Genomic DNA, 21,374 nt, shown 5'->3' on the forward strand with positions numbered 1-21,374 from the left:
GCTGGAAAGACTTCTTTTAATCGTTAATTTTACCACTCACGAAAGTGTGCTTTTCCTATTTCTTGTAAAGATATTGCGGCAAGCGGAGTTCGAGAAAGACGCAGTAGTCTTATGCACTCTTCACGTTTCCCGCACTTGGTCACGGTGACTTCTTTTAGATACTTATCAATCAGTTCATCCAATGTAATATCAGGGATTTCATTATACTTTTCTGATTCAATTTGTTTTTCGAGCATTTCAGCCCATTTTTTTGCGTCTGCTTGAGTCAAAAAAATGGCTGATTTGCTCACGCCAAACTTGCGCACTTGTGCGTGCCAACGCTTGCCATTCTTGATAATTGTCGCCATTGTTTATTCCATAAAAATGTGTGCAAAAATATGTGCAATGGAGTATAGAACAGATCGAAATCGATCCCAATCGGTATAAAAATACTACCTTTTAGGCGATTTTGATATAAAGAAGGTGTGTTTTAGTGTGTGAAATTATATAAGCTATTGTTTTTAATTATATTTTATCTATTTCTCTCTGAAAATTGGGGAATAAAGAAAAATAGAGATGGTGCGACTAGCTGGATTAGAATTAATTAAATAATATTTTGATTTAAAACGAAATTTTCAAAAGAAATATAATTATATAATACCATTCATAATACCATTATATTTAATGCCATATATCTAGACAAAAAACGTCCTTTAAATCATCATTAAAGGGCGTTTAAATTTTACACTTTAGATAAACCCGCACAACATAACTGTCCCTAAAAAAGCAAGATAATTTCCTTTTCTTGCTTTTTTCATTTAGTGAAATGGCGTTACATATCTGCACTTATTTAGCCGTCCATACCTCCCCAGTCTAATTCGACCGCAGTCAGTCGTTTTGCCGCAATGATGACTTGCTATGCCTGCCGAAGAGAGTAATCCTGTGACCAACTTAAACAAGCACAGGAAACCACAAAATGACAAACTTTAGAATGAGAACCGAGCAAGAAATGATGATGGAATTAGCCCTTGTTGCCGTGAAAGAACACGACGGTTTTATTGCGGACGGTTCGCAATATTCACTACCTAACGGACGGGGGCAAACCTTTGTGTATAACACGGCGTTTTTAGATGTGCGGTTTGTGGAAGACGGGCATAAAGATTGTGTAGTCAGATTTACGTCCACACTTGCCCCTTTCGCCCCACCGTTTTATTGCTTGCTTTCCGAATTAGAAGACTAATGCAAAAGGCTTCGTGATCACGCGAAGCCTTTTTTACTACTAGAATTTATAGACTAAATTATCTTCATACGCCACTTGGTAGTTCAGTTTTGCATTCACCGTAATGCGTTTGGCGTTTTCAAACGCCTGCCAATTATCCACCTTATCTTCCAGCATATAATTCACAAAGCGAATAAACTCCGACTTCGTCGAGCTAAAGAACACATACGGTGGCCGCGTAATATTGACCAGTCGCAAGAAATCAATCAAATCAAAATAGGTGGCTTGTTTGTAGCTTTCCTGCTTGGTGCAAAGGTAAGGCGGATCTAATACAAACAACGCTTTCGGATCATCGCTAAACTTAGGCAAAAGCGTGTGGAATGATTCTTTCACAATCTCTACGCCGTCCAAATAGCCATCAGCCTTTGGATAATCAGACTGACGAATACAATGCCAGAAATTATGTTGGAATAAGTCATCAAGCGTTGCCACTTGTTGCCCACTGAACAATAACCAACTCGCTAAGCAATTTAAATCTTTATACCCTTTGAAGTTTTGAATGATTCTGATGCATTCTGCTTTACAATCCTTCGTCATGCGTTTATTTTTTGACGTAGCATTACCAACTACAGAGTAAAGCTCGGTACGCAACTTGTTAATGTCATCAATGTGCGCCAATCGCTCCGCATAGCCATCAAAATCATTGTAAATCACTCGGGCTTTCGGTTTTAACCGTTTGGCGGTATGGCTGAGCAAGCCTGAACCGCCAAAGGTATCAAGAATTATCCAGCCCTCACCGTCATCGGGAATGTTCTCATTTAAAACTGTTTCAAAATGTTTAAGAAACATTCGTTTTTGTCCGATAAACGGCAATGGGGCTTGTTTAAAGGTGTTTTGATTTGCCATAGTTTTTCCTTTCTATTCTATGGCGTTCCGATGCTCAAGGCATTCTGACACTCAAATCAAATTAACGTGTAGTATTAACGGTTTTGCAACGAGGGCATTTGATTTCTAAATAACCAACTATCCCCACTTTCGCCAATAATTTGTTACAAAATGTGCAACGGATTGCTTTAATTGACTGCATATATTTCTCCTAATCAAAAGATTTGTTACAATCCGCCCGCCTTGCGCAAGGTAGGCGGCGTATGGCTATATGCAGGCACGTTCTGCGTAGCTGGTAACAACGAGCATTCCTAGTGCCGTTGTTATCGCCGTCTTTTCTTTATTGAATTAAACTTTGTGCAGGGTAAACGCTCCTTTTAACTTTTCTCCTTATTAAATATAGCCCCTAATTGATTCGGACTAAATCGCCAGCCATTTTCCCCACCGCAAATCGCATTAAAACACCATTCGCTACAAAAATATTTTGAGCGTTTTTGTTTGATGCCAAGTACGATTCCTAGCGCACCCCACCAGTCGTATTTACATCCCAAAGTGCGGCTAAAATAGGCTTTGATTTGTTCCTCAGTAACATCGTTGAGTGGGATTAAATCCCACTTCAAGCTATCAGAAACATCAATTTCTTTACAACGCACGCCACCGTCACGAATTGAAGACGAATAACACTCGTACGTCACTTCTGTTTCATAGTGATGCCCACTGACAAACGTTTCTTTCATTACTGCAATTTCACAATGTGAATACGCGCCTTTTGTTAGCTTCCTTGTTAACCAATCACTAAATTTTGCTAACAAATCTTTTGGTTTTTTACCTGATTTTTTACCTTTATATAATGCTAAGTAGATTTTAGTCCCAATCATTGTTGTGCCTCCGCTAGTTGTCGCATTTTTGAAACAATATCGTCATGAATGCGTTTCAGCTCTTCATCACTTAATTCTTCACGCTTTAACTCATACTTACGCATTCTTTGCACTGCTAATTGTTGTTGCAATGCACGTAATTTTTCTGCTTGCTGAAGAATCAAAAGTGCTGCAGACTGATTATCAAGACCTGCAACCGTTGCAAAACTGCTGATATAAACGCTTACTTCTCCAGCAAAATTTGCTTCTTTAAAGGCAATAGCAGCAGCTTCTCGCTCCTTATACTCTTCGGCAAACCTTGTCCATCTTGCACTAATGTTAGCCGCTGTATCATCAATGCTATCAACTAGATTTTTAATGAGTTTACGCTTAATTTCAGTTTTCTTTTTTTCATCGACAATCCAACTCTTTCCACTCCATTTGTGTAATTCTGTTGGTTGTCTGCCAACTAAAATATATTGGCCTTTAAAATCAATAAGTTGTTTAGTCTCAAGCTCTGATTCGTTTTCTACTTCCATTTCCACAAAATCATTTAAGTTTTGCGGAATAGGGAAAATTTGATAACTATTCAAATTTTCTTTTAAAAAATAGACTTTCATTTATCACTCCTTTATCGGATATAAATACGTTTTATATAACGATTATCAATTTGACCAATATTTATAGTTTTACCGTCACCAGCAATATACACAGTGAACTCTTTGGGTAGTGTTTGACGATAATTATAGCTGGATACTATTTCACGAATACTAGTCAAACGACCTCCGCCTTCATCTTCTGCACCCACCTCAAAACTGACTAATTCAGTAGTGTCAGGATCATAATTACTCTCTTCAGATAGTTGGAGATAAAAAATTAACGTTTTACCGAAGCACTTCTCTGCTATTTCGATTTGCCCAGAATTCACGTTACCTTCCCAGACTTTTTTTAATGTACCAATTTGAGATAAATTCTCTTTTGCCTGCAAAAATTGCTGATTTATATCAGATTTTGCATTGTTTATTTCTTGTAAAGTAGATTGTTTATTCTCTTCTATTTTTTGTTTAACACTCTCAGATAACGCTTGCATATTTTGCGCAAGTCTGCCCGCGTCTAGCAATCCTGCATTAGTTACATCACCGTGCGATTTAATCCAAAACACAACATCATCAAAACTATTAATGGCCTTGATACATAATTTGAGGATTAATGATTTAGGGCGAGTTTCATTTCCACCTGTTGCCATTTGAGAGGTGTCTTTAGGGGAAACAAAACCATTATCGCTATCTGCATTGTCATAACCAAGAGTGCTCCACAAATCTGAAGACTGGGCAAATGTTGTATAGTCAAAATATGGATTTTTGCTTCCTTGACTTGAGTGATTAAACCAAGAATCGTAGTCTATCGGTACTCTATGCACATGTCGCTTGAATTCATCCTCTTGCGTTTGCCCCACTTGCAAACCATTGCCAGCATTACGGATAAATCTATCCTCTGCTTTTGGCACTGCTGCAATTGAGCCATATTTACCGACTAAGTGACGATATAACTCGGGGTAATTTTGCTGTGTAACGGTTGTTCTGATTGAATCAAAGGCAATCCAGCCTGCAGGAATGTTATCCACGGCAAAATAAGCCGTCATGCCTACATCACTACGAGTTAAATCAGGAAGTTGGTTGCTGTTGCCCAAAGTGCGGTATAAATCGGGAAAGGTTTGTTGGCTGAACGTCGAACCATCAGCACGTAAAAAACCGATAGGATTGGTTACTGCACGAGGGAATGACACCACCGCACCAAGTGGCACGCCGTCGCCGCCTGTCTCTTTCCATTCTGACCAATTTGAGCCATTAAAAAAGCGTGTTTTGATTTTGTTATCATTTGCTTTACGTGCAATTTGACGCACCGCATTTGTTGCCCCTCCGCTCACTACTTCAATATGCCATGCCCCATTTTCGGGTAGATTTTGACCGCTTGCTAAGTAATAATTGCCATCGGTTTTATAGCCATTGGCATCGCCTTGCCCTTGTTCTACTTTGAAATTCCCAATACCATAGCCTGCTAAGGTTGTGGCTGGGGATTGTTTAGCGCTAGCAGCTTCTTTTGCTTCCGTCGCTTTATCATAAGCCGTTTTAACGGCTGCTGAACTCGCAAACTTTGTGTCACTTTCGTCGTCAACAGCAGAGTTTGGGAGTGGCTTGTTTTTGAGTGAGTTATAATCAACGGGTAGTTTATACTCTGTAGCCATGGGTACCCATTGAGCACCATTATATTCTTCAAAAATTTTTGTCGATGGATTCCAGCGTTTTGCTTTTAGCGGGACATTAGTGTGCTCCCCATCCAAAAATGATAAAGCCGCACTAATGGCGGCTCTAATTTCGGTTGGGAATTGCGTATATTCGCTATCGACAGTTGGTTTGTTAAAATCTGCCATTTTTGCTCCTTTACACTCCTTTTACAACCCAGCCAACTTTACCGCTTACACGATTCCCATTTTTATCAAATAAAAATACGTAAAAGCCTTTAGGTTTTGGCTCATCCTTAAAGTCAGATGTTGCAAAAAGTGGTTGTTTAGATTGTGGTGTTAAAACCGGGACAGACGCATCGATAAACTCTGTTGCAAAGTTTACCCATGTGCCTTTTATATCTGACGCATTTGCCTGTACGGTTCCTCCGTCAGTTTTTTGTTTTTGATCGAGTTTTAGATTAAGTGACTCTATTACGACAGGTTTCTGTGCATTGCTCACTGTAATTCTAAACTTAACATATCTAAAGTTGGTTTCATAAACGGATTGTTGGTCGTGTTCGCGCCAATTATCTTTAGCGTTTTCTTTTACTGCTATATGATAGTTAATATCATAACTGCCAGAGCTTATCACCTTAGGGGTAAGAGTAATTTTGGATGATGCTAATACCGTGCCGTAATCCATTTCCTCCTCATAATATCCGCTCTCGTCTATTGGCTGGAGGTACAACGGGAAACCTCTATTAATTTGAGATTTTGGAGTAGCGAGATTATTGGATCTAAAATGCTCTGCCCATGTATCTCGTCTGACTGGTAGATATAACTTGCCATCGATTTTATCCGAACCATTTTTAATTCCGTCATACGAGCTGTTGTAGTCGTATTTAAGGATATAATCTGGCGGTTGCGCAACATTGGATAGCGTATATTGCGGCTCACTTCTGTTACCTGCACTATCAACACCAATAATCCAGTATTTATATAACCCTCCTACAGTTTCAAACTGTGGAAACGCTAACCCATCAATATTTGTGATAAACTCTGAATTTTCTATTGTTTCCCCTTTCCGCAACTCATAATAGACAATCGGCAAGGTAGCCTTGGCACTTTGCCAACGCAACATGACGTAGTTATCGATAACTTGTTGAGATATAGAGACAGGTGTCGGTCGATGGACAATTAGCTGCGCTTGAGCGGATTCACTACGATTTCCGCCTAAGTCAATTGCAGTAACGGTAAATTTTTTATTGCCGTTAAAATCAGCCTTAAATTTAAATGATGTACTTTTAACTAAAGCCAGCACATCATCATCTTTTTTAACCTCGTAGAGCTCAGTCGAAAAAGAGTTGTTTTTTGTCTCACCCCAAGTCATCAAAACTTCATCGCCGACAATTTCTGCAACTAAGTTTTCTACCTGTCCGCCTGAAATATTAAACGTTACTGCAGTGGGCGATTCAGAGCGAACATCGGAAGAATCCACCGCGCTTAGCCAATACTTATGCTCACCAGCGCGAATAAAACCAAGATTAAATTCGTTTGCCTTGATTTTCCCAACTGGTTTAGAAATTTCATAGGTGTCGCCTTTTTTAATCTCGTAATACTCTAAATCTATATCGGGCGATAAATCCCAAATTAAAAAAGCTCCTTCTTGGGCAATAGCCTTGTGTCTTAAATTAGAAACATTATGCGGAGGGCGTAATCTACCTATTGGCTCATAGTTTTGGATTGGATTATCGGACCATACACCTAATACATTGCTTGTTTTGATGCGGATTTGATATAACACACCATCTTTTACATTAGGAATATCAACCGATGTTAAGGTCGTTGGCTCCATCTGTTTCCAGTTGCCATTGCCCTCGCGATACTCAATTTGGTATCGAGATGTGAGTGATGTTGCAGGTTCATAACTTACAACAATTTTGGTTTGGATACTTCCCCCAAGCCCACGATAAATCTCATCGGTAATCACTACATTTTTTACACCAGTATCTAGCGTATTGTTTGTTGTGTCATATTCAATGAGTTCATTTCCATTTTCAATATGCTCAAACTTAGAGGGATTGTAATCAGATGCAGTGATAGTATATGAGCCGTCATCACTCTCAACAATGGAGATAACTCGATAAAGTTCAGGTTTTATATCTGAACTAGCAATAATCCATGTGCTATTTTCTGTGACCGATGTAAAGCCTGGATTTACCTCAATCTCAGTGAGTTTTCCACGTTGTGTAATTGCTCTTTGTTCTAACTCCCCTTTCTCATTCACAATGCTAATCGTTGATTCTTTTGTGATTTCAACTTCCGCATCGAGAATGATTCGATTGACTGTTGAGCCGTCTTTAACTCGCCCACCGCGTCTCTCCCCTGAACGATGGACGTCAGATACTTGTATCACTTCACCAGGGATGGGTATGGCACCATCTTGTCCGCAAGAAAACGTAATAACTTCGCTTTCGTATTGCTCAGTATAAAGTAGCCATTTCCCTAGTCGTCTCGCTTGCCCTCTCGATGTACAGCCGAACGCCACAACTTCCGTTTGGGATATGTACCCCATCTTAACAATCGCCTCCGAGTCCTCGATGTACTCTACAGATTGTTTAAAGTACTTTTTCGGGTCGTTCCACGTCACTAATACAACATTGTGACGAGTTTTAATATTCGAGCCTGAGCGGCTGAATTTACCGCCGATAACATTGGTATTATTAAACTGATAAATAGGCTCTTTGGGTGAGTCTTGGACGAGCATTTGAGTACCGCTACTCCAATAACTCATTGCTCTAAATACCGATGTTAAATCTCGTAACAGCTTAAAGGCTTCTTGTTTGGTTTGGATGTAAACATTACAGGTAAAGCGAGGTTCACGGCCACCAAATCCATCAGGGACTAATTCATCACAGTATTTTGCTATTTGGTACATCGACCATTTATCTAGCATATCTTCTTTGATGTATTCCCCTGCCCCATATTCCTCGTTAGTGAGTAAATCAAAATAAATCCAAACAGGGTTATTTGAGTATTTGACAATAAATGTACCATCCCAATCACCGCTATATTCTCGAGTTTCTGGATTGTAGTTTGAGGGCACTTTTAGTTTGATGCCACGGCAATGATACCCACGAGATGGTATTGAGCTAAATTGCTCAGCGTCTATTTGCACGCCGACATATGCCACGCCAGGATAAGTTAATTTTTCCTCAAAAACCGTTGTGATTTTCGAAAAAATGGTTTTGTTTTGTAAAACCTGGCTATCTGAATCATCAGTTAACCGTGTCACTTTTATATTCCAGGGAGCTTCGCCTGTTAATCTAAAGCTATGTTCGCGATTATATGATGATGTGGTTTTACCCTCGATAACGATATTACCTGCATCTATCCATTGACTACCATTAGCTTGATATTCAACTTTTAACTCAACTTTTGTTCCATTAATATCACCATTACTTTTATTTTGATGACTTAATCCAGGCACAGTAATAGTTACTCTAACAATATCTGCTTCTGGTGCAATAATAGAGCGGGTGATAGGTTTGTCTTTTTTTACTTCGGTATTAACATCTGTTGTCACTTCATTGGTTTGGCAAATTTCTGATGGTGCTTGTCTCACGCTACCAGGTCGCCACTCAATAGCAACATTATTAAAATTGAATTTGCCTTTTTCATCTTGTAACTGTACATCACCAAAGTAAACTGAGTTCAGTCCATTTACCGGTCCTTCAATTTCTCCACAAGAAATAACATCAATAAATTTTGCATAGGAACAAGATTTGAGCGAATCTGGTGCTTCAACTGGTGCTCTACCACCTCCGCCACCACCTTTTCCACCGCCTTTTCTACCAACTATCTGCATTTATCACCCCGAAACTCGTTTAAATTTAAGTTTTCCTCTAGTCTCATTGTTTGATGTAGAATTTGTTCTGATAGGAATTTCTTTATCGGTAAGACCTGCCGATACAACAGCAGATCCAACTATTAATTCGCCATATAACAATGGGATAGGTTGCCCTTGCTCGGTTGTATTTACTGCACCATTAAATAAATAAGACGGCTTATTCTCTGGACGTTCTTGTGGTCCGCTTACTTTTGGCACAGGGACGAGTAATTGGCTGATGCCGCCAAGTACAAGTGACGCACCAATCGTAAGTGGCAAGGTTGCCGCGCTGCTTAAAAAGCCTGTACCGCCTATAGTAGCCCATCCTAAAGGGTTCCAAAATGCAAGACCAATCATCGCAGCCCCCGCTATAAGCTGAAAGAATCCCCCTCGCTTAGAACCCCTAATGATAGGAATAAGATGAAATTCGGCTTGAGCGCCATACCGCATTTGAAATTCATCAGATGATGTTGTCAGCTCTTCTCTCTGCACCAAGAACCGATAAACTATTCCGTGTTTTTCAGATTCTAAGAGAAACTCTTTAAATCCTCTTTTTAAAACACATAAGGCTCGGATGGCTTCCGCTGGTGTTTTTACTGCCAGCTTATGGACTTTACCAAAGCGTTTGCCTAACTCGCCTTTAAGGCGTATTTTCCTTATGTCGCATGATGTGCGTTGTTCGTTCGCGGTAGAATTGTCCATATACATCCTTACTTGATAGTCGTCCGTATAGGTGATGGCCAATTAAACCATCACCAAGATAAACACCAGCATGATTAGGTACATTTGCGTTAATTTGCATCACAATCATGTCGCCTATTTTTAAGTCTTTGACTGGATAAAATCCCGCGTCCTCAAAGTTATCAACATAGAGATTGCCACCATTATCCCACCAGCCATCTATGCGATTGTAGTTTGGGAGATTAATACCCAGTTCTTGGCGATACCAATCACGCACAAATCCGTAGCAGTCGGTCATGCCATGGATAAACTTACGCCCATACAAATCAGGCACCTCTGTAAGTGCAGGCATAAAATGCGTAGATACCTCATCGCCCTCTAGTCCAATAATGCACCATTCCAATCCACTCATTTTATGTGCATCTTGATCTGCAATACTTGGTAAACAGCTCTCGTCAGGATGAGAGTGGACAACGGTTCTAATCTCGCCTACTCCTTCCGCTCTGGCATAATCTTCTATGCCAATCAAAAATTCATCTTCTGTTTCTGCTGCTAAATTGGTACAGGCGACATACTGCAATTTGCCATTTTTAAGCACAAAAAAACCGCAACTTTCGTGCGGATAACTTTGTTTGGCGTGTGCTATTGCATCATCAATATGTTTCATTTTAAATCCTCATATATGCCGCACTAGGGAAACCACCAAAAGGCAATTCAGAGTGCTCACCAAAATGTGCTTTACAGTCAGCAAGTGTTTTAGCGCAAGTTGCTTTATCACCTGTATATCCGCAAAACTGCCCCTTATATTTATGAGTGCAATATTGAGCCACAATCTGCCTACGGGGTAATTTCACCCCTTCTAAATCAGTGGCAGGTAATAGCTCGAAACTAACGGTTAAATGGTCTTCCGATGTTTTTTGCGATATATAAAATATATCATCGGGTAAATGTGCGTTTGGGTCGGCAGTCAAATTTCCATTTTCAAAATTTACCGCATCAAGATAGATTATTTTCGTTCGTTTGCGAGTAAGTCGAGCGCCCTCAATGCCTTTTAATTTTGCCAAGACTAATGTAATCGCCCCACCTAAATTGGAAAATGTAATCCTTGGTCTAACAGGATTTAACCCATCAACTGCAAATCCCTCAGCTTTGACTGGATAAGGTGTATATTCCAGCCCTTGCCACACAATAGCTTGACCTAATGGATTTAATCCATCATGGAAACGATAAACAATATCGCCAAATTTAGTGAGATCGAGTTCAAATAATTCTATCCAACCATGAGAGGCGTATTGTTGCAGTTGTCCGTAAATACTCATATTTACTCCAATAAAAAACCGCACTTTCTAAAAGATTGTGCGGTTATAAGTTCACGAAAAGATCTAACTGTTTAATTTGTAAAAGCTCACGCTCAAGGTCTTGCTTTTCTGATTTGCATTGCTGCAATAATTTTCCCCGTTCACCAGCTCGTTGCGTATATTCAGCTTTCGCTGATGATAGAAATACTTTGAGCGCCGTTTCCTGCCTGACTGTCGGTTAAACCGATAGTCGCCTTTGAAAGTTGGGTTTGATTAGACATAGAATGTCTCCTTTGGTTTGTTTTCGATATTAAGATTTACCCAGTTAAGGGTGCCGGGTGGTTCGAAAGCCGACCAAAAGAAACGGCTGGGATTATTCCCCTTTCGGGTGTTGTATTCTCCGCCCGCCCGACATAGATGAAATTGGATTTATGCGTGTTAAGTCTTAATGGCAATAAAACTAAACGAGATCACAAATTTTGTGCATAAAAAAACCGCTATGCTATCGGGTGCGGACTTCCGCTTTTGGTTTAAGGTTTCGACACCTTGAGAAAGAGTGTATTAATTTATTTGTATACTGTCAATAACAAAAAAGCTCTTGATTACGAGAGCTTAATGTGCCGATATTTAATCACCTCGACAAGTGATTGCCATTCAAACAACCTGCTAAATAGAAAGGCTTTTGAGACCTTGAAAAACATACTAATAAAAAAGCCCATTTGTAGTCAAGAGGCTAATTTTCAATTTTTTGTAAAAAGAAATGTATAAGCAATTAAGAATAGGATAAATGTCACAATAAGAATTTTTCCTATTGGTGGATCATTACTTTTCTCTTTATCTTCAGATTGGTTTAGCTGCAAAAAATATTCGGCAACATCTTCAACATCTTTTCCTGACTTAATGTCAAACACTCTTTGTATATCATTCAAGTAAAAGACCGACTCTTGCTCAAGTTCTTCGCAATATCCCCAAATAGCATTTTTTTCTGGGTAATAATCAGTAATTGCAACATTTAATGTTACAACTTGCCCATCTACAACATAATCAATCAACACATCAAGGTTGCAATAATCCTCCTCTTTGCTTGAGGAAAATTCCAATTTATCTCGCTTAGAGATACCCGTTCCCGGTATGCCTAAATTTCGATAAACCCCATTTTTTCCTATATTAATAGATGCGCCTTTAATTCCGGTTGTAACACTTACGCCGGACTTGCTTATGTTTAACTTTACGCCTGGTAGGATTTTTTTTGTCTTTCTAAATTTTATAGCCATAGGATCTCCTTAAGTAAAGATAAGTCATTATTACAAAATAAGAGATCCTATTCAATGGTAGTCAATTAAACACCTGCTCAAACGGCAGCTCATAATCAACATAAACTCCGTTATCTGTGCTTGTCCACTTACGGCAGACAACTAAGATCGGAGTTTTTTTACCAGGCTGTAGCCACTCAAACGACTTATAGCCTCCGTGTCGCAGTAAAAAACTCTCAAGCTCATCAATAGCCGCTTTGTCTCGTTTGTTTAGACGCACCGTAAGGGTAGCTTTAGAGACAATGTGATTTAAGCCGTCTTGTATTCTCTGCGAGTAGCCATCACCAAATTTAATTTCTTTAACCTTTGGTTCTGTCTCTGTTGATAAACCCCAAAGGGTTTTCCACTTAAAACGCTCTTTTGCCACTTATCGACCTCCCATCATTCCGCCCGGGCGCGATTCATTTCGGATTACCTCATAAACCTGTTGTTTGGTTGCGGCAGCAACCATGCGGGCTAACTCCGCATTGTCTGCACCGTTGCCATCAAAATTATTTGTTTGATTAATCACAACGCTATTTACACCGCCGCCACTACCAAGGGCTTTATTTAGATTTTCGTTACTCGTGATTTGACCGGTTGCGCCCGGCACAAAGATTTCCGGCCCACGCTCACCAACAAGATAAGCTCGACCACCACCAACCGGACCACCATTAGCCCGAGCGCCAGATATTGTAACGCTTTTTATTTGTTGCAATACTGCCGCACCTTGCGCTGCCACTGCCGCCATGTTGGCAAATTTCTGCGCCGGCGTAACTGCGGTAGGGTCATTCATCGCTTTCATGACTGCCGCATGTAGGTTGAGCATTGATTGCGCAATCTGAAATGATTTAGATATTGCAAATAGCGTACGGTAAGCACCGGATTGTTTACCTCCGGCAACCTCAGCCAATCCGGCTAAGCCGTCAAATAAAGATGATGCCATACTCAACTGAGATGATACCGCCTGACGATCTAAATCCTCTTTGCGTTGTCTGTATGTATCCTCAATTAATGCCTTAGCCTCCTCAAATTGCTGTACGCTCAATAATTGTTGATCGTAAAGCTCTTGTGCTTTGGTTAATTGATTCTCGCGAGTAATATCGTTTTGTACATACGGATCATTTCCTGACCCTCTGACATCATTAAAAAAAGACCGCACTTTTTCCGTTTTGTCGTACTCATCACGGCGCATTTTGTCTTTTTGCTTATTGATTGCGTCCTCATAGGCTTGATTTTCAAGTTCAAGGTAATGTTTACGCAATTCTAAAGCTGAGGCAAAGCCACGCTCTTTTGCATCTCTTTCAGAGATTGCCATTTTACCGATAAGCGCTATGCGTTCTTGGTGGTCTAATGTGATTTTTTGCAATTCGTCAGCATACGCCATATCCAAGCGCGCTAAATCATTCGTTTTAGAGGATGATTTGACCGCACTTTTTTTATCCTCGCTTTTTTGGAGCTCCGCCAACTCTTTGTTATAGCTTTGAGTTAATTTATCTAAGGAGGATTGGCGTAGTGCGTCAATATTATCAAAGCCTCTGCGGCGGATTTCTTCTTCGCTCAACACAAGATTTTCAAGGGCTTTTTTGTCCTTTTCGTATTGGGCTGTTAATTTTTCGGATCTGCTTTTTAGCTTATATTCGATCTTTCCGAGCGTTGACGCTCCGGCGGTTTCTCTTTCAGATCTTTCGTGCTTTTCTTTCGCCTCGTTGGCCTCTTGTTGGCGTTTTCTCGACTCTGCCTCTTGCGCATCTAGCTCTTTTCTTGATTTGGCTAGATTTTCACGGGCTTTTTCCAACTCTTTCGTGGTGTGTGCTAACGCATCATTTATGCCATCACCATAAATACCTGACTTAGCCTTTTCTTCGAGGCTTTTTTTGGATTTCTCCAACACATCAATTTGCTTTTCGAGGGTATCTACATGCGTTTTTGTATCAACCCCTCTCATGACTTTTGTCAGCCATAAAAACGCCTCAGCTAATTTATTTATTGAGGCTTTGTATAAGTCAGTGATACCAGTAGAGGTTGCAAACGCCTCTTTTAGCTCATCGGTTGCTTGTCCCAAGGTATCTAACGCACCAGCAACAGTATCGCTTGCAGCAGCCTCACCGGCTCCACCAACACGCTTTTGTAGCTCATGCAAAATAATCTCTTGTGCTTTTGCTTTTTCGCCGCTCTCTACAAAGGATTGGATCAGGTCTTTTTGTGTCTCTGTAAGCTCAATGCCTTTGCGTTTTAATAGAGATACAGCCTCAGCAGGGGACTCTAAAGCTCGCCCAAGATTGCGTGCCTCGCTTGATACATCAGTTTTATAAACTTCCGCCAAGTCTTGCGCTAATTTAATGGCTGTTTTAAATGTCTCACCAGTCACACTACGATAAGTCATCATGACTGACATAGCACTTCTTACGCCATCTACACTTGCTAGGGTGTTCATGGCAAGCGATCCGGCAAAATCATTAAGCTCGTCAGATGTAAATCCAACAGCCGCACCGGTCGCTTTTAATTGCGCCTCTGTGCGAGCTAAGTAGCGTTCTGTTTCGGCGTACAACTCAATCCCTGCCATTGCTGAACTGTACATAGCAGCAAGCGCACCAGCAGCGCTTAATGCGGCAGCGGCTAAACCACCAATCGCCAATTTGGTTAAGTTAATTCCGCCCGTAGTTTTACCCAAACCATTGAGAGAGTTGCGGGCTTTGTTAATTTCTTCAGTAAATTTTGCCGTCTCTGCCTCGAGTTTGATTTTTAAATTGCTGATCTGGTCCAATTCTCAATACTCCATCATTTGCAATAGACGCATCCATCATTTCTTCCGTTGTCATTTCTGCGTTTGGTTTAGCTGTATGTAAAACGCTAAAATCCTGCGCTGTAACAACCTGTTTTAATGCCGCAACGTTGTAAACCGCACTTGCTACCGTGCCGTAGCCGTAATCTAATAACTCAAGTGTAAACGGACGTTTGCCAAAGTATTTACACCAGCAAAAATACTCCGCGACAGACATTTCGCGGAGCATTTGCCGGTAATCGGCGCGTTTAAACTCGTGCGCCAGCTTTAGGACAAAGTCAAGTTCGGTTTCTAGGCGTTTTTTTGCTCACCATCTTCCTGTGTGCTTTCTGACGGATCTGCCTGCGGAAATTCGCAAACATCCTGCACCGCCTCAAGCACGCGGAAAATATCCGCTTGAGTCCAAGTGGTTAATAGCTCTTTTTGTAAGTCATCAACAGACTTATCGCTGTCATACGATAGCGAGATCGCAATCAAGCGAGTGTGCGCCATTAGATTGTTACGAGTGATTTTGTTGAGCTTGCTATTTAATTCCTGCTCGGTGTCGTTCTCCGATACCGGTTCAGGTTTATCTAGACTGTTTAGGTAATCAACATAATCAAGGTAATCAAGCGCGGAGATTGCAGATACCACCAACACTTGATCGCGTAACTCAAACTTAACTTTTTTTAACATAGTAACTAGTCTCCAGCCTCGTTATACTCAGCCAATAACGGTTTACCTACGTTAGTTAGCTTAACTGTACGGGTCATCACTTCGTTTTGTGGCACGGTTTTGCCTAAAGATGACACCCAAGCGTAATACACATCACGTACGCCGTTAGGATAGACAACAAGATAATATTTCTTTTTGCCGGTGTTAAAGTCGCTGACCAATGCTTGTTGGGCGGTATCACCAGGTAACCAAGCAAGCGTTAATGTAGTTTCACCGGCTGATTTTGCGCCTTGGCTTGTGGATTTCCAATCGGCGTTTGCATCGTCTAAATAGTTATCCTCATAGCTATCTGCGGTAACTTCGCCCGGTGACAGTTCTTTGATTTTCGCAATGCGATCCCAGTTTTCTGGCTTTTTAATGTCAACCGCTTTAATTGTGCCGTTTACAATTACGGTTGATTCCTTATCGTCTTTAAGACGATAAAACATCGTTCCCGCGCCTTTTGTAGGAGTTGTGTTTTTAGCCATTATCTACCTCGTATGTAATAGCGTATTGCAAATCGGCCGCTATCCAAGTCGCCATTTGGTCGTCTTGTTCGTAGTCAAATGCCGTAAATGCAATGTTTTCTGTTAGCGTGGTTAAAGAGGATTCAACAATGCCCGATTCGTAGATTTCTTGGGTTAATTTATCCAAGTCATCTTCACGGGCAGCAGACTTCATAAAGCAGGCGACATGGAGCGTTGCCTGCATTGTGCCGTCCAGATAACCGGTAGGGGAGACTCCGCTAATAAACACTGCAACAGTGGGGCTTTGGCTCTCAATATCGGTAAATGACGGCTTGCCATTGCTAAACTCTTTAACTTTTGGGAGGTGCGGTCGTAATGCGTCAATGACCGCCTGTCTTATCTTGGAGTGGATTTTCATTTTTTAACCACTATTTGGATTTGTCGGATTAGCTGAGTGCGTAATTCCTGCGGCATATCCTTTTCGTAAGCCCTTTTCACTTCGGCATTAAATGATTCGGTGAGTGGGGTTTTGAGTGGGATTTTGACTACATTGATTGGGTAGCGATCTTTGCCTTGCCGTTGTAACACTTGCACTCGTCCGTTTTTAAGTTTTTGGACAAATGCTCGAGGGTAAAGACGATTCCCGATCTTTAACTGCCCCTTATTTTCGCCACGGCGCACAAATCGCCCTCCGCCCGTTACTAAACGGATAACTGGGAGATTGCCACGATTTACACGGATAAATGCACTAAGTCGTCTTGGCTTAGCTCTCTCAAGTTTCGCACGACCTTTAATTAGGCGCTTTGGTACATCAACCTTTTTTGATGTCTCAATCACAGATCTAACCATCACTTTAGCAGCAATGTTATTAATCGTGCGTGCCATGGCTTGAGGTACTGCTTTTTTATCAATGTCGGATAAGGCTTTCTTCGCTTTTTCGATGTCGTCATTAATTGCCATCAGTAACTTGCATCCTCCTCTAACTGGAGCATGATAGTGCCGCTGTTAAACGTAAACCCAGTAACAACATAATCAACGCCATTAATGGTTGTTTTATCCCCTTTTTTAGGCTTGTAACCGGAGGATTTAAACATTGTCAACGTACGGTAAACACCATTCATCGGATCCATTTCTTTCGGTGTCTCATCAAGCACCGCTTTGTATTTTTTGCCGTTGATAACATAGACGGACATCATCACGTCAGTAATGACTTTGTCCGCCTGTGCGAGTGCGTCATCAAACGGACTAAGCGTTGATCTTGACATCGACAGTGTCCACGGTTGCACCACTTGCGTGCCATGCAATACCTAAGCGTTTGTTAGTGCCTGCGGTAGTTGTTGCACCCTCAGTCGCAGACCAGTAAACGATCGCACCTTGTTTAATGTCGTCAGCCGCTTTTGCTTTAACGGTAAATACACCGGTAGTCAAACCAACACCAACGGCGGATTTTTCCACGTCGGCAACAGCAATCGCCGCAAGGTTTTCTAACATCACTACATCACCGCTTTTTACGGCAGCGGCAGCGGTAAAACGCACGGTGTTTCCGTCTTGCATATAGTTTTTAGCCATATTTAATGATCCTTTAATTTTGATAATAAAAAACCACACCTCGCTTAAAAGTGCGGTCGTTATTTAAGGCGTTTTAAGTTACTTATTGGTAACTTTTACAATGCCACGGTAGTCAATTACATTAACACCTGCATCAATGCGCACCTTGGTAGATACGCCATCAACAGTGAAACCTTGTTGTTGCTCCATGTATGGCGTATCAATGCCGTCAAGGTAAGAAACTTCAATAGCCTCTTTGTTGATTAAGTACCAAGATTTTGGATCGGCAACTTGTAAACGTGCGGATTTAACTGTCGGCACAATGTCACGGATTGGATTGATAATGCCAGAATTAATATCAGCCCCCTCCACACTTGCCGAACCTAGAACTTGTTTAGCACGAGTATAAAGTGAGGTTGGTAACAACATAAAATCAGGCTCAATCGCTAATGGTTCACCACGAGTATTGACAAATCCATTCATCATTTGAATTGCTTTATCAATATTGGTTACATCTAATGCGGCACCGGTTAAAGTGTTTTTGTGAGATGCGTCAAATAACGCTTTGCCGTCTTGTGCAATCGCGTTACCGGTTAATAACGCAAACACTAATTTAGCGATTGTCGCACGTGCAGCTTGTCCCATTTTTTCAGGGATTTTTGTCAACAAGTGCATATCGTCATTGATGATTGCTTGACGAGTAATGCTAAATAATTGCCCGTAAGTCGCTAATGCAACGCTAGCGCCCTCATCGCCGATTGTGCCGTAGGTGTACTCCTCACCCTCACCAACTTGCGGTAAGTAACCAAAGTCACCTAATCCAACACGTTTCGCCGCGCGGAAGTCGGTTAATGTGCCACGAGATGTAAACTGATCAAAGTTTTCCGCTGCGGTTTCCCAACCTTTAAGCAAGGATTTGTGCGCTACATCAATTAAGATCTGACCAAAGTCAGAGCTTGAGTGAGTAAATGCCAAACCAACCATGCTCATTGCATTTTGACCCGATACACTAATACCTCGATCAACCAATGATGCACGAGCAAGCTCACGCAATGTCATCGCATTGTAGGCGTTGTCTTTAGCATTTACTTTGTCTTTGTCGATACCTGCACGAGCCAATAAGGATTGTTTCACGCTATCACCAACAATGTTACCGTTATCGGCATAAGGCGTTACTGCTGCACTTGGGGTTGTGCCTGCACCAAGTTTTGCTAATAATTTGTCTTTGGCTTGATCTGCGGTAATTGATAAATCACCTAAACACTCCACTAACAAATCATTGTGCGTAGTACCAAACGGTGCAAATACCGCTTTAATGTCGGCGTTACGTTTATTTAATTCAGCCTGCACTTGTGCGGTGTTATCTACCGGTTCAGTTGGTGTTGCTTGTGGTGCGGATGCGCCAGCGTTGCCTTGTGGCTTAAACAACATGTCTTTCATTGCTTTTGGCATATTTTCAAAGTCCTCTAATTTTCTTGATTTAATAGACGCCATCGCCACAAGTGGTTCGGCTAGTTTGTCTGCAAATCCTTGTTCAACACATTCTTTTCCGTTGAGCCAAGTTTCTGCTGATAGCATTTCTGCTAATTCTTCAGGTGTTTTTCCTGTTTTGCTTGCATAAGCTGGGATTAGCGTATTTTCGACCTTGTCTAATAAGTCGGCATATTTGCGCATATCCTCAGCATCGCCACCTTGGATGCCCCAAGGCTTGTGGATCATCATCATTGCATTTTCCGGCATGATTACCTCATTGCCCGACATCGCAATAACGCTCGCCATACTTGCCGCCAAGCCGTCAATGTAAACTGTCACCTTTGCCGGGTGATTTTTTAGCAAGTTGTAGATAGCGATCCCATCAAATACATCGCCACCGGGTGAGTGGATGTGTAGGTTAATCTGCTTAATGTTGTTTCCGCAGTCTTTTAAATCCTGCGCAAAGCTCGCAGCAGATACGCCCCAAAATCCGATCTCATCGTAAATTGAGATCTCTGCCGTATCGTTGGCTTTGGCTTTGATTGAGTACCAAGACTGGTTATTCGTCTTTGTTGCGCTCGTTGCCATCGCCACCGGCGACAGAATCATTTTTTGTTTTGTCATTTGTCGTACCTGTGTTAGTTAAATCCGTGTCAAACTTGAGACCAAATTTGCGGTTTTCCTCAACCTCAACTCTACGTCTGCGTTTAACTTCTGCCGGGTTGCTGCCGCTTGCTCGTACTGCTTGGCTTTCGGTCGCTAATCCACCTTTGATGCGCTCTTTCCACGCTTGCGCCTCTTTTGTCGGGTCGATCCACGGCATCACAGGGCCGCTATAAACAGCGTTATAAAGTGATGCAGGATCAATATCGACTGGCACATCAATTTCGCCGCTGACAATCGCCATTTTTAGCCATTCTCTGTATATCGGGCGTGAGATGTGCGCAACAAAGGTATCTTGTAAAACGGAGTAACCCTCAAAGCTCTCCACCAACTCTTGGCGCTGGCTTGAGTAAGTGCCGTTATAATCTCGCGCAATGCTTGAGTAACTGGAGCGAGTTCCCGCCGCCGTTGCCCTTAATTGTCCGTTTCTAAAGGTTTCAAGGTTAACGTTTGGGCGATTAGAATTGATTAACCCGATGTCCTCACCGGGTTTTAAATCATCAATGATTGCACCGGGAGCAATCTCAAAATCTCGCTCCGGGCTGTCTGCGCTATAATCCTCATTATCCCCATAGATAGCGGCATCACCTTTTTTGATGTACATCGTAAAGGCGGCGGCAATTCGTGCGGCCACACGCTCGCTTTCCTCATAATCTTTAAGGTCAGCAAGTCGGATAATTACACCGTGCAACATCGATACGCCACGCAACTGGTGCAAGCGTTTTTTAAACGCAAGGTGCAACATATTTTCTGCCGGCACCGATTTAACTCGCCCGTAAGTGCGGTTATTTTCTTGGGGGTTGTCCATGTAAACACGGTACGACTTAGGACGACGCCATGCGTCAAGCTCTACCCCTTGAATTAAATTTGCTGTATCAAGGGTATTCATCGGCACAAAATCAGGCTCTAATGCCTCAAGGCTAAATGCGATTTTAGTACTGTGATTGAGACCTGCTACACTGCCTCGCACGAGTTGGATAAACACTTCCCCATCACGGAGCCACGTGCGTAACAACATCCGCTCAAGTTCAGGGCGAGTAAACTGCCCTGTCACTTCAGGACGAATAGACCATTCTGCCCATTTTTTGCGAATCTGTTCAGCTAAGGTTTCATTCACATCACCGTTTAAATTCATCGGCTGTGGTTCAATGTGGATACCTCGTGAGCCAATAACACGTTCTTCCATCTTGTCCAAAATCCCGATCACAATATCGTGATTTTGATCTAATGCCCGAGCCTGTTCTCGCAAACTGACCGCACTTTGTTTGGTTGATACGTTAGCGCCTTGGCTTTCGCGTTTTGCCTTATGTGTACGGCTTGGCATTGCTGCCTCGTATGCATTCATCACATATCGGCTTTTTGCTCGCTGTGCGCCCCATTTAGGCGAGATTGCGGCAATTGTTTTATCTAATATTCCCATC

Annotated in this window: 23 protein-coding genes; 1 reads left to right on the forward strand and 22 read right to left on the reverse strand. The window is 41.7% G+C overall.

Annotated features, from left to right (window positions below; translation table 11 throughout):
• Positions 1-29 precede the first annotated feature (29 nt).
• Positions 30-347, reverse strand: coding sequence for a hypothetical protein (locus K6J66_RS07815; protein WP_038439934.1), 318 nt, complete (start codon positions 345-347; stop codon positions 30-32).
• A gap of 608 nt (positions 348-955) precedes the next feature.
• Here K6J66_RS07815 and K6J66_RS07820 point away from each other — a divergent pair.
• A complete protein-coding gene (locus K6J66_RS07820; RefSeq protein ID WP_005640694.1) occupies positions 956-1,219 on the forward strand; it encodes a hypothetical protein in 264 nt (87 codons plus the stop codon).
• Positions 1,220-1,258: 39 nt separating this feature from the next.
• Here K6J66_RS07820 and K6J66_RS07825 read toward each other — a convergent pair whose 3' ends face one another.
• The 21 genes from K6J66_RS07825 to K6J66_RS07925 form a co-directional block, all read right to left on the reverse strand.
• Positions 1,259-2,104, reverse strand: a complete 846-nt coding sequence (locus K6J66_RS07825; protein WP_110442624.1) for a hypothetical protein — start codon at positions 2,102-2,104, stop codon at positions 1,259-1,261.
• A 61-nt stretch (positions 2,105-2,165) separates the two neighbouring features.
• Complete coding sequence (locus K6J66_RS07830; RefSeq protein ID WP_005641687.1) at positions 2,166-2,285, reverse strand: Com family DNA-binding transcriptional regulator; 120 nt, start codon at positions 2,283-2,285, stop codon at positions 2,166-2,168.
• Positions 2,286-2,460: 175 nt separating this feature from the next.
• A complete protein-coding gene (locus tag K6J66_RS07835) occupies positions 2,461-2,961 on the reverse strand; it encodes an enoyl-CoA hydratase (protein ID WP_110442625.1) in 501 nt (166 codons plus the stop codon).
• On the reverse strand, positions 2,958-3,560 hold the full coding sequence (locus K6J66_RS07840; RefSeq protein WP_136440498.1) for a hypothetical protein: 603 nt from the start codon (positions 3,558-3,560) through the stop codon (positions 2,958-2,960). The genes K6J66_RS07835 and K6J66_RS07840 overlap by 4 nt, the downstream gene beginning before the upstream one ends.
• A gap of 11 nt (positions 3,561-3,571) precedes the next feature.
• Entirely contained in the window at positions 3,572-5,371 is a 1,800-nt protein-coding gene (locus K6J66_RS07845; protein WP_246587784.1) for a pyocin knob domain-containing protein, read from the reverse strand.
• Between the two features lie 10 nt (positions 5,372-5,381).
• Positions 5,382-9,032, reverse strand: coding sequence for a TipJ family phage tail tip protein (locus K6J66_RS07850; protein ID WP_110442483.1), 3,651 nt, complete (start codon positions 9,030-9,032; stop codon positions 5,382-5,384).
• Positions 9,033-9,035: 3 nt separating this feature from the next.
• Positions 9,036-9,755 carry a tail assembly protein gene (locus tag K6J66_RS07855; RefSeq protein WP_080291956.1) on the reverse strand — a complete coding sequence of 240 codons (720 nt, stop codon included), beginning with the start codon at positions 9,753-9,755 and terminating at the stop codon, positions 9,036-9,038.
• On the reverse strand, positions 9,694-10,401 hold the full coding sequence (locus K6J66_RS07860; RefSeq protein WP_042611836.1) for a C40 family peptidase: 708 nt from the start codon (positions 10,399-10,401) through the stop codon (positions 9,694-9,696). The genes K6J66_RS07855 and K6J66_RS07860 overlap by 62 nt, the downstream gene beginning before the upstream one ends.
• A 1-nt stretch (position 10,402) precedes the next feature.
• Entirely contained in the window at positions 10,403-11,053 is a 651-nt protein-coding gene (locus K6J66_RS07865; protein WP_038440725.1) for a phage minor tail protein L, read from the reverse strand.
• A gap of 719 nt (positions 11,054-11,772) precedes the next feature.
• Entirely contained in the window at positions 11,773-12,306 is a 534-nt protein-coding gene (locus K6J66_RS07870; RefSeq protein WP_044365105.1) for a DUF4236 domain-containing protein, read from the reverse strand.
• A 61-nt stretch (positions 12,307-12,367) separates the two neighbouring features.
• On the reverse strand, positions 12,368-12,712 hold the full coding sequence (locus tag K6J66_RS07875) for a phage tail protein (protein ID WP_042603541.1): 345 nt from the start codon (positions 12,710-12,712) through the stop codon (positions 12,368-12,370).
• Entirely contained in the window at positions 12,713-15,091 is a 2,379-nt protein-coding gene (locus K6J66_RS07880; RefSeq protein ID WP_110442484.1) for a phage tail length tape measure family protein, read from the reverse strand.
• Positions 15,033-15,338, reverse strand: coding sequence for a phage tail assembly protein T (locus K6J66_RS07885; protein WP_080317055.1), 306 nt, complete (start codon positions 15,336-15,338; stop codon positions 15,033-15,035). Before K6J66_RS07885 ends, K6J66_RS07880 begins: the two co-directional genes overlap by 59 nt.
• Positions 15,339-15,400: 62 nt before the next feature.
• Positions 15,401-15,784, reverse strand: a complete 384-nt coding sequence (locus K6J66_RS07890) for a phage minor tail protein G (protein ID WP_005668576.1) — start codon at positions 15,782-15,784, stop codon at positions 15,401-15,403.
• A 5-nt stretch (positions 15,785-15,789) separates the two neighbouring features.
• The gene (locus K6J66_RS07895) at positions 15,790-16,290 is read right to left on the reverse strand and encodes a phage tail tube protein (RefSeq protein ID WP_110442485.1); all 501 of its coding nucleotides are present in this window, start codon (positions 16,288-16,290) and stop codon (positions 15,790-15,792) included.
• The gene (gene gpU / locus K6J66_RS07900) at positions 16,283-16,687 is read right to left on the reverse strand and encodes a phage tail terminator protein (protein ID WP_005668573.1); all 405 of its coding nucleotides are present in this window, start codon (positions 16,685-16,687) and stop codon (positions 16,283-16,285) included. Before gpU ends, K6J66_RS07895 begins: the two co-directional genes overlap by 8 nt.
• Positions 16,684-17,229: a phage tail protein gene (locus K6J66_RS07905; RefSeq protein ID WP_110442486.1), complete on the reverse strand. Its 546-nt coding sequence runs from the start codon at positions 17,227-17,229 to the stop codon at positions 16,684-16,686. Before K6J66_RS07905 ends, gpU begins: the two co-directional genes overlap by 4 nt.
• Positions 17,229-17,534, reverse strand: coding sequence for a hypothetical protein (locus tag K6J66_RS07910; protein ID WP_044365096.1), 306 nt, complete (start codon positions 17,532-17,534; stop codon positions 17,229-17,231). The genes K6J66_RS07905 and K6J66_RS07910 overlap by 1 nt, the downstream gene beginning before the upstream one ends.
• Positions 17,515-17,838, reverse strand: a complete 324-nt coding sequence (locus tag K6J66_RS07915) for a DUF2190 family protein (RefSeq protein WP_044365093.1) — start codon at positions 17,836-17,838, stop codon at positions 17,515-17,517. Before K6J66_RS07915 ends, K6J66_RS07910 begins: the two co-directional genes overlap by 20 nt.
• Positions 17,839-17,916: 78 nt before the next feature.
• Complete coding sequence (locus K6J66_RS07920) at positions 17,917-19,914, reverse strand: ClpP-like prohead protease/major capsid protein fusion protein (protein WP_192876820.1); 1,998 nt, start codon at positions 19,912-19,914, stop codon at positions 17,917-17,919.
• The gene (locus K6J66_RS07925) at positions 19,850-21,373 is read right to left on the reverse strand and encodes a phage portal protein (RefSeq protein ID WP_105182805.1); all 1,524 of its coding nucleotides are present in this window, start codon (positions 21,371-21,373) and stop codon (positions 19,850-19,852) included. The genes K6J66_RS07920 and K6J66_RS07925 overlap by 65 nt, the downstream gene beginning before the upstream one ends.
• Position 21,374: the final 1 nt, after the last annotated feature.

The organism is Haemophilus influenzae (genome assembly GCF_019703545.1).
Lineage (GTDB): Bacteria > Pseudomonadota > Gammaproteobacteria > Enterobacterales > Pasteurellaceae > Haemophilus > Haemophilus influenzae_E.

What these genes read in the sequence shown, in the direction of transcription:
- K6J66_RS07825 (WP_110442624.1), bottom strand. Translation starts at nt 2,104, where the DNA reads ATGGCAAATCAAAACACCTTTAAACAAGCCCCATTGCCGTTTATCGGA.
- K6J66_RS07910 (WP_044365096.1), bottom strand. Translation starts at nt 17,534, where the DNA reads ATGTCAAGATCAACGCTTAGTCCGTTTGATGACGCACTCGCACAGGCG.
- K6J66_RS07815 (WP_038439934.1), bottom strand. Translation starts at nt 347, where the DNA reads ATGGCGACAATTATCAAGAATGGCAAGCGTTGGCACGCACAAGTGCGC.
- K6J66_RS07830 (WP_005641687.1), bottom strand. Translation starts at nt 2,285, where the DNA reads ATGCAGTCAATTAAAGCAATCCGTTGCACATTTTGTAACAAATTATTG.
- K6J66_RS07840 (WP_136440498.1), bottom strand. Translation starts at nt 3,560, where the DNA reads ATGAAAGTCTATTTTTTAAAAGAAAATTTGAATAGTTATCAAATTTTC.
- K6J66_RS07920 (WP_192876820.1), bottom strand. Translation starts at nt 19,914, where the DNA reads ATGACAAAACAAAAAATGATTCTGTCGCCGGTGGCGATGGCAACGAGC.
- K6J66_RS07845 (WP_246587784.1), bottom strand. Translation starts at nt 5,371, where the DNA reads ATGGCAGATTTTAACAAACCAACTGTCGATAGCGAATATACGCAATTC.
- K6J66_RS07870 (WP_044365105.1), bottom strand. Translation starts at nt 12,306, where the DNA reads ATGGCTATAAAATTTAGAAAGACAAAAAAAATCCTACCAGGCGTAAAG.
- K6J66_RS07895 (WP_110442485.1), bottom strand. Translation starts at nt 16,290, where the DNA reads ATGGCTAAAAACACAACTCCTACAAAAGGCGCGGGAACGATGTTTTAT.
- K6J66_RS07860 (WP_042611836.1), bottom strand. Translation starts at nt 10,401, where the DNA reads ATGAAACATATTGATGATGCAATAGCACACGCCAAACAAAGTTATCCG.
- K6J66_RS07905 (WP_110442486.1), bottom strand. Translation starts at nt 17,229, where the DNA reads ATGGCAATTAATGACGACATCGAAAAAGCGAAGAAAGCCTTATCCGAC.
- K6J66_RS07820 (WP_005640694.1), top strand. Translation starts at nt 956, where the DNA reads ATGACAAACTTTAGAATGAGAACCGAGCAAGAAATGATGATGGAATTA.
- gpU (WP_005668573.1), bottom strand. Translation starts at nt 16,687, where the DNA reads ATGAAAATCCACTCCAAGATAAGACAGGCGGTCATTGACGCATTACGA.
- K6J66_RS07855 (WP_080291956.1), bottom strand. Translation starts at nt 9,755, where the DNA reads ATGGACAATTCTACCGCGAACGAACAACGCACATCATGCGACATAAGG.
- K6J66_RS07835 (WP_110442625.1), bottom strand. Translation starts at nt 2,961, where the DNA reads ATGATTGGGACTAAAATCTACTTAGCATTATATAAAGGTAAAAAATCA.
- K6J66_RS07915 (WP_044365093.1), bottom strand. Translation starts at nt 17,838, where the DNA reads ATGGCTAAAAACTATATGCAAGACGGAAACACCGTGCGTTTTACCGCT.
- K6J66_RS07890 (WP_005668576.1), bottom strand. Translation starts at nt 15,784, where the DNA reads ATGTTAAAAAAAGTTAAGTTTGAGTTACGCGATCAAGTGTTGGTGGTA.
- K6J66_RS07925 (WP_105182805.1), bottom strand. Translation starts at nt 21,373, where the DNA reads ATGGGAATATTAGATAAAACAATTGCCGCAATCTCGCCTAAATGGGGC.
- K6J66_RS07865 (WP_038440725.1), bottom strand. Translation starts at nt 11,053, where the DNA reads ATGAGTATTTACGGACAACTGCAACAATACGCCTCTCATGGTTGGATA.
- K6J66_RS07850 (WP_110442483.1), bottom strand. Translation starts at nt 9,032, where the DNA reads ATGCAGATAGTTGGTAGAAAAGGCGGTGGAAAAGGTGGTGGCGGAGGT.
- K6J66_RS07885 (WP_080317055.1), bottom strand. Translation starts at nt 15,338, where the DNA reads ATGCTCCGCGAAATGTCTGTCGCGGAGTATTTTTGCTGGTGTAAATAC.